The 12,077-nt window shown below is 69.6% G+C and carries 14 protein-coding genes; 11 read left to right on the top strand and 3 right to left on the bottom strand.

Going from position 1 to position 12,077, the window contains the following annotated elements; translation table 11 throughout:
* Window positions 1-150: 150 nt before the first annotated feature.
* The 5 genes from AC1DSC_RS11370 (at window position 151) to AC1DSC_RS11390 (ending at window position 4,816) form a co-directional block, all read left to right on the top strand.
* A complete protein-coding gene (locus AC1DSC_RS11370; RefSeq protein ID WP_018905997.1) occupies window positions 151-600 on the top strand; it encodes a hypothetical protein in 450 nt (149 codons plus the stop codon).
* A 128-nt stretch (window positions 601-728) separates the two neighbouring features.
* On the top strand, window positions 729-1,313 hold the full coding sequence (locus tag AC1DSC_RS11375) for a phosphatase PAP2 family protein (protein ID WP_018905996.1): 585 nt from the start codon (window positions 729-731) through the stop codon (window positions 1,311-1,313).
* A complete protein-coding gene (locus AC1DSC_RS11380; RefSeq protein ID WP_038107758.1) occupies window positions 1,310-2,332 on the top strand; it encodes a glycosyltransferase family 2 protein in 1,023 nt (340 codons plus the stop codon). The genes AC1DSC_RS11375 and AC1DSC_RS11380 overlap by 4 nt, the downstream gene beginning before the upstream one ends.
* On the top strand, window positions 2,329-3,942 hold the full coding sequence (locus AC1DSC_RS11385) for an ArnT family glycosyltransferase (protein WP_436288714.1): 1,614 nt from the start codon (window positions 2,329-2,331) through the stop codon (window positions 3,940-3,942). Before AC1DSC_RS11380 ends, AC1DSC_RS11385 begins: the two co-directional genes overlap by 4 nt.
* On the top strand, window positions 3,935-4,816 hold the full coding sequence (locus AC1DSC_RS11390; RefSeq protein ID WP_436288713.1) for a ChbG/HpnK family deacetylase: 882 nt from the start codon (window positions 3,935-3,937) through the stop codon (window positions 4,814-4,816). Before AC1DSC_RS11385 ends, AC1DSC_RS11390 begins: the two co-directional genes overlap by 8 nt.
* A gap of 48 nt (window positions 4,817-4,864) precedes the next feature.
* Here AC1DSC_RS11390 and AC1DSC_RS11395 read toward each other — a convergent pair whose 3' ends face one another.
* A complete protein-coding gene (locus tag AC1DSC_RS11395; protein ID WP_436288712.1) occupies window positions 4,865-5,656 on the bottom strand; it encodes a Crp/Fnr family transcriptional regulator in 792 nt (263 codons plus the stop codon).
* Window positions 5,657-5,869: 213 nt separating this feature from the next.
* Here AC1DSC_RS11395 and AC1DSC_RS11400 point away from each other — a divergent pair, with 213 nt between their 5' ends.
* The gene (locus AC1DSC_RS11400) at window positions 5,870-6,379 is read left to right on the top strand and encodes a Rossmann-fold NAD(P)-binding domain-containing protein (RefSeq protein ID WP_436288711.1); all 510 of its coding nucleotides are present in this window, start codon (window positions 5,870-5,872) and stop codon (window positions 6,377-6,379) included.
* A 13-nt stretch (window positions 6,380-6,392) separates the two neighbouring features.
* Here AC1DSC_RS11400 and AC1DSC_RS11405 read toward each other — a convergent pair whose 3' ends face one another.
* Window positions 6,393-6,611, bottom strand: coding sequence for a hypothetical protein (locus tag AC1DSC_RS11405; protein ID WP_436288710.1), 219 nt, complete (start codon window positions 6,609-6,611; stop codon window positions 6,393-6,395).
* 52 nt (window positions 6,612-6,663) lie between these two features.
* Window positions 6,664-7,086 (bottom strand): universal stress protein, encoded by a 423-nt coding sequence (locus tag AC1DSC_RS11410; protein ID WP_436288709.1) that lies wholly within the window; start codon window positions 7,084-7,086, stop codon window positions 6,664-6,666.
* A gap of 111 nt (window positions 7,087-7,197) precedes the next feature.
* Here AC1DSC_RS11410 and AC1DSC_RS11415 point away from each other — a divergent pair, with 111 nt between their 5' ends.
* From AC1DSC_RS11415 to AC1DSC_RS11435, 5 genes are all read left to right on the top strand, one after another.
* Window positions 7,198-7,851: a BON domain-containing protein gene (locus AC1DSC_RS11415; protein ID WP_436288708.1), complete on the top strand. Its 654-nt coding sequence runs from the start codon at window positions 7,198-7,200 to the stop codon at window positions 7,849-7,851.
* A 123-nt stretch (window positions 7,852-7,974) separates the two neighbouring features.
* Window positions 7,975-8,721 (top strand): winged helix-turn-helix domain-containing protein, encoded by a 747-nt coding sequence (locus tag AC1DSC_RS11420; RefSeq protein WP_436288707.1) that lies wholly within the window; start codon window positions 7,975-7,977, stop codon window positions 8,719-8,721.
* Window positions 8,722-8,725: 4 nt separating this feature from the next.
* Window positions 8,726-10,825, top strand: coding sequence for a PAS domain S-box protein (locus AC1DSC_RS11425; protein WP_436288706.1), 2,100 nt, complete (start codon window positions 8,726-8,728; stop codon window positions 10,823-10,825).
* 105 nt (window positions 10,826-10,930) lie between these two features.
* Entirely contained in the window at window positions 10,931-11,278 is a 348-nt protein-coding gene (locus tag AC1DSC_RS11430) for a type II toxin-antitoxin system prevent-host-death family antitoxin (RefSeq protein WP_015865634.1), read from the top strand.
* Window positions 11,278-11,925, top strand: a complete 648-nt coding sequence (locus AC1DSC_RS11435) for an ATPase (protein WP_018905972.1) — start codon at window positions 11,278-11,280, stop codon at window positions 11,923-11,925. Before AC1DSC_RS11430 ends, AC1DSC_RS11435 begins: the two co-directional genes overlap by 1 nt.
* Window positions 11,926-12,077 lie beyond the last annotated feature (152 nt).

The raw sequence follows: 12,077 nt of genomic DNA on the forward strand, positions 1-12,077 counted from the left end.
CCTGGGATGCCAAAAGGAATCAGTCTTGTTGTGTATCCGCAAAGGCGCAGATCCCCGTCGCCTGCATGCCCCGGAAGAAGCAGCGCGACCTTGCGGGATGCTGACGAGCCCGCTCAGGTTCCGTTCACTTGGCGGAACTAGCATCCGCGCATGCTGCTGGCACGCATCCGCCGATTCACCGAAGCGCACCGCAGGTTGTGGTGCGTGGCGGGCATCGCGCTGCTTCTTCTGCAGCCCTTCATCGCGGTTCATTTCCGGTGCGACGGCCTGGAAGACGAGCCCGGGCTGAGGGTGCGCAACGCCAGCGCCACGACCCAGTTCGAGGCCGATGACCGGCCGGATCATGCGGCCGACCGGGAGACGACGGTCTTTGCCCAGGCCCCGGCCAGCATCGACCTTCCCCATGCGCTGAGCTCCGCGCTGGACACCTTTCTTGCGCTGGTTCTCGTGCTGGCCCCTCTTGCGGTGCTGCTGGCGCGGCCGAAGGCGCCCGCCTTGCGCGACATGCCCGAACGCGTGCCACACCACAGCGGCGCGCCGCCGCCCGCGCAATCGTGGCGGCGGCTGCCGCCCACCACCGCCCCCCCTTCGGCGATCTGAGAAGCGGCGCCTCGCGCGCCGGGCCTCCCGCTGCGCGCCGCGCACGGGCCTTCCTGTTCCGTCGAAAGGTTGATTGCCATGTTTCCGTTTTTTTTGTCATGCGCCGCCGTGGTTGTGTGGGGGCGCCCGTGAATGCCCTCAATTTCGCCGCGTTCCAATGGATCGCTGCCGGCCCCCGGCCCACGCCGTGGGTCCTTGGCCTCGCAATCGCCCTCGCGCTCTGGGGCAGCTGGCTCTGCGGAGCAATCGTCATCGCGGCCCTGTGGCGCCATCGCGCCGAGCGCGCCTACCTGTGCATCGTCGCAGCGCTCGCAGGCGCGACATCGGCGATGGCGCATGCCATCGCACTGTCTCTGGACATGCCGCGGCCCTTCGTGCTGGCGCTGTCGCCGGCCTACATCGAACACGGGGGACGCGGCAGCCTTCCCAGCGCGCACGCGGCCGTCATGTTCATGGTGGCGCTGGCCTTCCTGCTGCGCCCCCGCCTGCGCGCGCTTGGCGTGCCGCTGCTTGCGCTGGCGGCCGCCACCGGGTGGGCACGCATCTACGTGGGCGTCCATTTCCCGCTCGACATCATCGCGGGCCTGTTGCTGGCCGGCGTGATCGCCGCGGCGCTGGCCCTCGTGCAATGGTGCGTGCATCTTGCCCTGCCACGAACCGGCGGCGCATCCGGCGACAAGGACGCGGCCGGTTCGCTGTGGAGGCCTTCATGATCTCCTCGACCGCTGCCGAACCCGCGTCCGCGCCCATCGTTGCCCCGCACGCGCAGGGCGCGACCGGGACGCAGCAACGCAGCATTTCCTGCGTGATCCCGTGCTTCAACGAGGCGGCCAACCTGCGGCAATTGCTGCCCCTGCTCGAAGAAACGCTCTGGGCCACGGGAATGCGCTGGGAGATCATCGTCGTGGACGATGGCAGCACCGACGACACCGCGGCCGTGGCCCAGGCCTGGTGCGAACTGACGGGCTTCCGGTGCATCTGCCTGTCGCGCAACTTCGGCAAGGAGGCGGCGCTCTCCGCAGGCCTGGCGGCCGCTGCAGGCGACGCGGTGGTTGTGCTCGACGGCGACCTGCAGCACTCTCCGTCGCTCATCCGCGCCATGCTGGACCATTGGAAGGCCGGCGCGGAGGTGGTCTATGCGGTGCGCCAGGAGCGCAGCGACGAGAGCCGCCTCAAGCAGATCGGCAGCCGGATCTTCTACCGGCTTCTGAACGCGTCGGACCGCTTCGCGGTGCCGCAGGATGCGGGCGATTTCCGGCTGATGGACCGGCGGGTGGTCGATGCACTGACCAGCCTGCCCGAGCGCAGCCGCTTCATGAAGGGCCTGTATGCATGGGTCGGCTTCCGGGCCGTGGCCATGCCCTACACGCCCAGGCCGCGCGCCGCAGGCGCCAGCAGCTTCAATGCGCGGCGGCTGTTCGCCCTGGCCATCGACGGGCTCACCGCCTTCACCACCTGGCCGCTGCGCATGGTCAGCGTGGTGGGGCTGCTGTTCGCCGTGCCCGCGCTGTCATACGGCGCCTACGTGGTCCTCGACCACCTGATGTTCGGCAACCCGGTCTCGGGCTGGAGCACGATCGTGGTCAGCCTGATGTTCTTCATCGGCGTGCAGATGATCTTCACCGGCATCGTGGGCGAGTACGTGGCGCGCATCTACGAAGAGGTCAAGGGCCGGCCGCTCTACGTGGTCCGCCGCGAAAGCGGCGTCGGCCTCGAGGCCGACCAGCCATGAAGCGGTCCGGCAGCACCACATGGTGGACATCGCCGCAGCCGCTGTGGCTCGTCGCGGCTCTTTTCGCCTGGCTCATCGCCACCGCCTGGGTCCGCCCGCTGATGGCACCGGACGAGGGGCGCTATGCCGGCGTCGCGCTGCAGATGCTGTACTCCGGCGACTGGCTGGTGCCGCGGCTCGACGGCCTGCCCTTTTTCCACAAGCCCCCGCTCTTCTACTGGATCGGCGCCGGCGCGATGGCGCTGGCGGGACCCGTCGAATGGGCGGCCCGGCTGCCTTCCATCCTGGGTGCGGTCGCGGCGGCGGCGGCGCTGTTCCTCTTCCTGCGCCGCTGGTCGACGGTGCGGCTCGCGCTGTTGTCCACCGTGGTGCTCGTGACCACGCCGTTCTTCTTCCTGGGTGCACAGTTCGCGAACCTCGACATGCTGGTGGCCGGCTGCATCGCGGCCACGGTGCTGCTGGGCGCCGGCGCCGTGCTGGCCCGGGAGCGCGGCGAACCCTGGCGCGCGATGCTGGCGTGCGCCTACCTGTTCGCTGCGGCCGGGCTGCTCGCCAAGGGGCTGATCGGCGTGGTGCTGCCGGCGGCGGTGCTGCTGGCCTGGTGCGCGGTCACGCGCAAGAGCGCCGTGCTGCGCCTGGCCGCCTGGCTGCCGGGATGGGCGTTGCTGCTGGCCGTGGCCGGCCCGTGGTTCGTCGCGATGCAGATGAAGTATCCGGAGTTCTTCGACTACTTCGTGGTCACGCAGCATTTCCGGCGCTTCGCGTCCTCGGGCTTCAACAACGAGCACCCGTTCTGGTTCTACCTGCCGGTGCTGGCGGGCCTCACGCTGCCCTGGTTCGGCTGGCTGCTCATGCCGCGGCGCCAGGAGGCGCCGCCTGCAGGACGCCGGCTCTCCGAGATCGACTGGCTGATGTGGATCTGGCTCGCGGTCATCGTGGCCTTCTTCTCCGTCCCGCGTTCCAAGCTGATCGGCTATGTGCTGCCGGCGCTGCCGCCGCTGGCGTACCTGATCGCGCAGCGCGCGCTGGCGGGCCGGCCGCTGGGAGCGCTGCTGCCCAGGCTGCGCGCCATGACCCTCGCGGCCGCGGCCGTGTGCGTGGCCTGCCTGATGGCGATCGTGGCCTATGCCACGCCGCCCGGCGCCCGGCTGCGGCTTCCGGCGGAGCTGGCCGCGGCGCCCGGCGACCAGGTCGTGATGCTCGACAGCTACACCTACGAACTGCCGTTCTACTGGCGGCTGCGCAATCCGGTGCTCGTCTCCGCCGACTGGAAGGCGGCCGGCGACGAGGGCCGCGACAACTGGCACAAGGAGCTGCTGGACGCGGCGCGCTTCGATCCCGCACGCGCGGCCGCCACGCTTGTCGAGCGGTCGCGATTGGCAAGCACGCTCTGCAGCCCGCGCACCAGCTGGCTGGTCGGGCCCAGCAACGCGCAGCTGGCGACCCCCTGGCTGGCGCGCGCGCAGCTGGTCGCGTTCAACAAGCGCATTGCGGTGTGGCGATTCGCCGGCAGCACGGCGCATGATCCGCATTGCCTGGAGCTCTCGCCCGGGGCGCCCGCAGCCGCCATGCCCAAGCCGGCGGACAAGAAGACGGATGGCAATGACTGAGGCAACGGGGACGCAGCCGCCTGCGGCTTCGCGCCATCTCTGCATCTGCGCGGACGATTTCGGCATGAGCGCGGGCATCAACTCGGCCGTCTTCGATCTCGCCGAGCACGGCAAGATCTCCGCCACCAGCGGCATGGTGCGCCGCAGCGCCTGGCAGGACGGTGCGGGGACGCTGAGACGCTTCGATGCCAGCCGGCTGGACGTGGGCCTGCACCTGGACCTCACGCGGCCGGCCGTTGCCGACGGCGCCGAGCCCGGGCTGGCGGGGCTGATCGCGAGGACCTGCATGCGAACCGTCGACGCCCAGGCGCTGCGCGCCGACATCCGCGACCAGCTGGACCGCTTCGAGGATGCGATGGGATGCCCGCCCGCCTTCGTCGACGGACACCGGCATGTGCACCAGCTGCCGGTGGTGCGCGAGCTGCTGGTCGAGGAAATCGTGCGGCGCTACCCGATGCCGCGGCCGTGGCTGCGCTGCACCGCCGCGGCGGCCCCGGGCGCTGCGGCCGGCGGCATCAAGGCCGGCATCATCCATGCGCTGGGTGGCGCCAGCCTGCGCGCGCTCGCGCGGCAGCACGGCATTCCGGTGAGCCGCGGCCTGCTCGGTGTCTACGATTTTTCGGGCAGTGCGGCCGACTACCGGCGGCGCCTGTCCGCCTGGATTACCGCCAGCCGCAGCGGCGACGTGCTGATGTGCCACCCGTCCGCCGGCCTCTTGCCAAGCGACCCGCACGGCGCCGCGCGGCTGCGCGAATACGCCGTTCTGCGGGAGCTGGAGTTCCCGGTGTCCACGCTCTTTGGCGAGGTCGACATTGCACCGCTGTCGCACCTGCTCCGAATGGACGAGTCCGCTTTTGTCCAGGCCGCCGAATAACGCGGCGGTCCTGCCGGCCGGCCGCCGGCAGCGCTCGAGCGCCGATCCTTACTGCAGCATCGCAGGCGCCGGTGCGAGGCAGCGCTGCACAAAGGCCGACAAGGCGCCCACGTCGGGAATCTGCACGTCGCGGCGGCCCTTTTCCACGAACTCGATCACCTTGTCGCGCGCCAGCCTCGACAGCGCCCGGCTCACGCTCTCGAGCGTCATGCCCAGGTAGTTGCCGATCTCGGCGCGCGTCATGCGCAGCGTGATCTGGTCGGTGCGCATGCCGCGCTCGGCCAGCGACTCGGCCCAGTAGCGCAGGAAGTCGGCCACCCGCGCATCGGCCGGCAGCGTGCACACCGACATCAGCGAATCGCGGTCATGGGCGATCTCGCGGCTCATCGCGGTGTGGAACACCTGCAGCAAGGCGGGCTCCGCGAGGGATGCGGCCAGCAGCGCCTCGTAGGAAACGACCCAGACCTCGCCCGTGTCCATGGCCACGGCGTCGCAGGAATAGTGATTGGCGGCGATGCCGTCGAAGCCGAGCCAGTCGCCGCGGAACTTCAGCCCCACCACCTGTTCGCGCCCGTCCGCGGAGAGGTTCACGATCTTGAAGAAGCCCGAGTTCAGGATGTAGAGATTGCCGAACTGCTCGCCGGCCTGGTAGATCACGTCGCCGGCATGCACCACGCGGCGCTGCGGGGCCAGGCGCTCCTTCAGCAGCTGCTGCGTCTCCACCAGCTTTCGGCTGGCCCGCTCGTGGACCGCGATGCCGGTCTTCGGCACTGCTGCGCGTGCGGCGATGAATCCGTTCATCGCGGGTGCGGCGGCTTGGGTCAGGGACGGGTTGAACATTTGAAGAACTCCTGGTGTTGTCTGGTCGCGGGTCGATGGACGAATGCTAGGAAGCGCCCGGCAACACAGTGACAACGGCCGGAATCGGTGGGTAACGCTCGGTGAATGCTTTGTGTCCGGCGTGTATCAGCGCCGGCGCGCCCGGCCTTGATCTGCATCAAGGCCGGCACGCCTTCCGGAGGTAGCCTTTGGCGCTCATATTCCAGGGGGCCCATGCTCTTTCCCTTCGAGGACCACAATTTCTCGGCCTTCCATGCGCTGTCGCCCCAGGACGAGACGGCCTTGCTGAGCCGCGCGCGCCTGCTGCAGGCGGCCTCGCTGCGGGGCGCTCCTTCGCGGCAGCTCAAGGGCAAGAAGCTCGGCATCCTCTGCGACGAAGGCAGCGACGCCAGCGAGAGCCGGCTGCTGTTCCAGCATGCTGCCGAGGAACTGGGCGCGCATGTGGCGATCATCCGCCCCGCGCTCTCGAACCTCGGGAACTCCGGCGAAATCGAGCACACCGCGCGCGTGCTCGGCCGCTTCTACGACGCGCTCGAGTGCCAGGGCATGGCGCCCGACGTGGTGCGGCAGATCGGCCGGCATGCGGGCATTCCTGTCTACGACGGCCTTGCCTGCGCGAGCCACTCCACTACCCGGCTTGCCGCGCTGCTCGACGAGCGGACCTCGCCGGCGGACAACCGGCGCTTCCTGCTGCAGGCGCTGCTGCTGGGCAGCGTTGCCTGAGGCGCCGCGCGCGTCAGGCCCTTGCCCGGAGAGGCCGCGCCCCGGCTTTTGGGGAATGCCGGACCGCGCGCGCATTCAGCGCGGCCTTCAGCGTGCGCACCGCGTCCTGCAGCATGTGCGCGCCAAGCGACAGGCACTGTGCGCCGCAGGTCTCAAGCACGGCGAGCGTGTGCAGGCCGACGCTCCACTGCGCCCTGCAAAGCGCCAGTGGAAAGGTGAAATCGTTGTGCATGATCGGAGTCGGTGCGATGCCTGGCGCGCGGGCGTTGCGGATGGCCCGAAGCTCAGCGCACCAGCAGCACGGGCACCGTGCAGCGGGCCAGCACCTTCATCGCCACCGAACCCAGCACGAGGTTCGTCAGCGCACCCTGCCCGCGCGATCCCATGATCACTAGATCGAACTTTCCGTGCTCCGCAAAGGCGGCGATCTCGCCGGCAGGATGGCCCACCTTGTGGGCGAACGCCGCCTCGATGCCGCGCGCGGCCAGCGCGGCGCGCACCGGCTCCAGCACGACGCGCGCCTCGTCGCCGTAGTAGGTGTGCACGAGGTCCGGCCCTGCGAAGGCGGCAGCGCGATGGGGCACCGGCAGCACCGCATGGAAGACCGTGAACGCATGGCCCGCGTTGGACCATTCCTTGTGCGCGGCCAGGTAGTCGAGCATGCGGGCCGTGTAGTCGCTGCCGTCGACGGCGAGGAGAATCTTCATGATGTTCCTTGGGGGCTCGTTCGAGATGGCCGGATGTTCGCCGCCGGCTGGCAGCCGCGCCTTGTTCCAGATCAAGCCGGGCGCGGCGCGTGCGGCCTACATTGGGTGCCCATGAAATCCGACACACAGCTCAGGGCAGACATCCAGGCCGAACTCGAATGGGACCCGGCCGTCACTTCGACGGATGTGGGCGTCATCGTCAGCCACGGCGTGGTCACGCTGACCGGCCATCTCGGCAGCTGCGCCGAGAAGCTCGCGGTGGAACAGGCCGCGCAGCGCGTCAGCGGCGTGAAGGCACTGGCCATCGAAACCTCGGTGAAGCTGGCCGCCGGCTTCGAACGCACCGATGCCGACATCGCACAGGCTGCCGGGCACGCGCTCGAATGGAACGTGCAGGTGCCCCGCGACGCGGTGCGGCCGATGGTCGAGGACGGATGGGTCACGCTGACCGGCGAAGTCGAGTGGGACTACCAGCGCCAGGCCGCGGAATCGACAGTTCGCAACCTGCTGGGTGTCACCGGCATCACGAACCTGGTGAGGATCAGGCTGCAGCGGTGTTCCGCCGACGTGGAACGGCAGGTGCAGGACGCGCTCATCCGCGTGTTCCACGACGCGCCGCGGCAGGTGGCGGTCGACGTGAACGGCTCGCAGGTCGTGCTGCGCGGCAAGGTGCGTTCCTGGGCGGAGCTGGACGCGGTGCGCGGCGCCGCCTGGTCCGCGCCGGGGGTGGTTTCGGTGGTCAACGAACTGGCCGTGGAAGCCTGAGGAGGAAGGCAAGGCCCCATGCAAACCGCGCGGGAATGGCGGGCTTCGCACAAGGCCTGCGTGCTACGCTTGTACGGTTCTTAACAATGCTGTGACATTCGGCCTCGAATCCACGCTTTCCGAATGAAATCCGCCTTTCATATCGCGGTACTCGACGACGAGATCGACATCACGCAGCTGCTGGCCGGCTACCTCCAAAGCCACGGTTTTCGCGTCACCCAGCTGCACGACGGCCCTTCCTTGATGGCACTGATGGACAGCGACCCGGCCGACCTCGTGCTGCTCGACCTCGGGCTGCCCGGCGAGGACGGCTTCTCCATTGCCCGCCGCATGCGCGAGAACTGGCGCTGCGGCCTGGTCATCGTCACCGGCCGCGGCGATGCGGTGGACAAGGTCGTCGGCCTGGAGGTGGGCGCGGACGACTACGTGACCAAGCCCTTCGACCTGCGCGAGCTGGTGGCGCGGGTCAAGGCGGTGCTCAGGCGCCTGGCGCCGGACGACGCACCGGTGGCCGTGCCCGCATCGTCCAGGCCCGCCGGCCTTGCCTCTGCCGACCGGCTGCGCTTTGCCGGCTGGCAGCTCGATCTTGCGGCACGCAGCCTCACGAACCCGCAGGGACAGAACGTGGCGCTCACCGGTGGCGAATTCGACCTGCTCTGCGCTTTTGCGCGGCACCCGGGGCGCGTGCTCTCGCGCGACTTCCTGCTCGAGCAGACGCGCGGACGCGAAGCCAGCCCTTTCGACCGCACGATCGACGTGCAGGTCGGCCGGCTGCGCAAGAAGATCGAGGCCGATCCGGACGAGCCGCAGATCGTCAAGTCGGTGCGGGGCGCGGGCTACATCCTGGTTCCGCCCGTCACCCAGGGCTGAGCCGATGAACCCGCCCTCTTCCCCGGTCGCCCCGACCCTGCCGGGACTGCCCTCGGGCGTTGAAGAGAGCAGCGTCTTTCGTTCGCTCTTCGTTTCCTACCCTGACTCGCTGCTGCTGGTCGACCAGGCCGGCCGCATCGTGCTGGCCAACCCCGCGGCAGCCAGCCTGCTGGGCTACGCGGTCGACGAGCTGGTGGGCCTGAACGTCGATGCGCTGGTGCCCGACAGCATCCGCCCGCGCCACGCCTCCTACCGCGAGGCCTACGGCCGCGCGCCGCGCCCGCGGCCCATGGGCACGCAGATGGAACTGGTCGCCAAGCGCAAGGACGGCAGCGAGGTGATGGTCGAGATCGCGCTCAGTCCGCTGCAGAGCCAGGGCCTGCCCTTCGTGGTGGCCGCCATCCGCGACATCGGCGCCTATCCCCGCGTGAAGCAGGCGCTGCAGCGGGCGCGCTACAGCGACTACCTCGCGCAGCTGGGCCGCCTGGCCGTGGACACCCGCGACCTGCAGGTGGTGCTCGACCACGTGCCCGCCATGGCCGCGGAAGCGCTGGAGGTCGAGGTGGCCGTCGTGCTGCTGCTGGAGAACAGCCGCCTCGAATTCCGCGTGGCCAGCGGCGTGGGCCTGGTGCCCGGAGAAGAAATCGGCGCGCGCATTCCCAGCCATGCGAACACGCCGCCGGGTTTCGTGTTTGCCGAGGGGCGGCCGGTGGTGGTGGCCGACTACGGCAACGAGCGGCGCTTCGCGGTGCCGCAGGCCTACCTTGATGCCGGGCTGGTCAGCGCGCTGGCCGTGCCCTTCTACGACCGGGGCCGATTCATCGGCGTGCTGGCCGTGCGATCACGCGAGGCCAAGCGCTTTGGCGACGAGGAGCTGCGCTTCCTCGAATCGCTTTCCAACCTGCTGGCCACCAGCCTGCAGCGGGTGCAGACCGAAGAGGCGCTCAGCCATGCCCAGCGGCTCGAAAGCGTCGGCCAGCTCACGGGCGGCATCGCGCACGACTTCAACAATCTGCTCACCATCATCCAGGGCAACCTGCAGGTGCTCGAAGAGCTGCCCGCCATTGCACAGGACGGCTACGCCCAGCAGCTGGTGGGCGCCGCGGCGCGGGCCTCGCGGCGCGGCGCCGAGCTCACGGGCAAGCTGCTGGCCTTTTCGCGCCGGCAGATGCTGCAGCCCAACGCGGTGGACACGCATGCGATGCTGCATTCGCTGGCCGACATGTTGCGGCGCACGCTCGACCAGCGCATCGGCATCGCGATCGATGCGGCGCCGGGCTGCCCGCCGGTGCTCGCCGATCCCGGACAGCTCGAATCGGCATTGCTGAACATTGCCATCAACGCGCGCGACGCCATGCCCGAGGGCGGCACGCTGCACTTTCGCGCCGAGGCCTGCGGCGCGCTGCCGCCCGAGGTGCACAACGAGCTCAGCGACCAGGATGCGCACGGCAGCTTCGTTGCCATTTCGGTGGCCGACAGCGGCACGGGCATGACCGAGGAAGTGAGGGAGCGCGCCTTCGAGCCCTTCTTCACGACCAAGGAGGCCGGCCGCGGCACCGGCCTGGGCCTGAGCACGGTGTACGGGTTCGTGAAGCAGTCCAAGGGCGCCGTGGCCATCGAAACGCGGCCGGGCGCGGGAACGACCGTGACGCTCTATCTTCCCCAGCTGTACGACCCGGCGCCTGCGGCCGCAGAGGAGGAAGACGAAGAGCAGGCGATTCCCGCCGGCCTGCGGGTCATGCTGGTCGAGGACGACGCCGAGGTGCGCCGGGTGGTTCACACCTTTCTCGTGACGCTCGGCTGCAGCGTGGTGACCGCGGCCAATGCCAAGCAGGCGCTGCTGAGCATGGAAACGGATGCGGATTCCTTCGACGTGCTGCTCAGCGACATCGCGCTCGGAGCCGGCATGCGCGGAACCCGGCTCGCCGCCGAGGCGCAGCAGCGCTTTCCGCAGCTCGCCATCCTGCTGATGTCGGGCTTTTCGTCGGAGCTGCTCGACGCCGACCGCGACGTGCCGCAAGGCTGGGAGCTGCTGCGCAAGCCCTACACGCGCGGCGAACTCGCGCGCGCCCTGGCCCGAGTGCTGGCGGCCGCACGGCCCTAGCCGGCGGTTGCCGCCGCAGCTCTTTGCTGCGCCCGCAATCCGCCATAACCGGCCATTTTGTCCAATTTTGCTATTTTTGCCATAATGGCGCCAAAGGAGCACACCATGGCCGCCATCCTGCCCAACCTCGATGAACTGCCGCGTCAGAACGCATCCCAGGTCAAGAACCGCTGGGGCGACGTGGTCCGCCAGGTCCAGAAGACCGGCAGCCTGGCCGTGACCAACCATTCGACGGTGGAGATGGTGCTGCTGACCGCAGCCACCTACAACCAGCTGGTGGAAGACGCGCAGGCGCTCAAGGCGCGCGAGCAGTCGGTGCTCGACGAACTCGGGCGCCGCTTCGACGTGCGCCTGGGCGTGCTGCAGCAGCCCGAAGCAGCCGCGCAGATGGGCAAGCTGTTCGCCGCCAAGGGCAAGCTCGGGCGCCGTCCCAAGGCAGGCGACACCTTCTGATGGCGGCGGCCGCCCGCCCCTTCATCCTGGTGCTGGCCGGTGTCAACGGCGCGGGCAAGAGTTCGGTCGGCGGCGCCCTGCTCGCCGAGCACGGCCTGACCTGGTTCAACCCCGACACCTGCGCGCGCGAGCTCATCGCGCAGCTCGGGATCACGCCCGAAGAGGCGAACGCCCGCGCATGGAACCTCGGCCGCGAGCGGCTGGAAGCAGCCATCGCGCAGCGTTCCAACTACGCCTTCGAGACCACGCTGGGCGCGAGCACCATTCCCGCGCTGCTCGCGCGCGCCGCGTCGAGCCACGACGTGGTCATGATCTTCTGCGGACTCTCTTCGCCCGAGCAGCACATCGCCCGCGTGCGGGCGCGCGTGGCGCGCGGCGGCCACGACATTCCAGAGGCCAAGATCCGCGAGCGCTGGATCGCCTCGCGCGCCAACCTCATCAAGCTGCTGCCCAAGCTCACGCGGCTGCAGGTCTTCGACAACAGCGCGGAGGCGCCGCCCGGCGGCGACATTGCGGACCCGGTGCTGGTGCTCGAACTGAGCGCGGGCGAACCCGTCTTTCCGCAGCCAGGCGACCTGGCCGCGCTCGCGGCCACGCCCGCCTGGGCGCGGCCGATCGTGCAGGCGGCGATCGAGCTGCTGGGCTGAGGCCTCGCCGGACTGAGCCGAGGGCGGAAGAGAGGATGCCGCCGGCCTCGAGGATCCGCACTGCAGGCGGGTGCCATAAGGCCACCTCTACCAGCGCCGGCAAGCATCCATTGCAGTGTGGCTCGCGAACGTGAAGCGCAGATGACTTGGCG

This window comes from Variovorax sp. 01N425 (assembly GCF_056399465.1).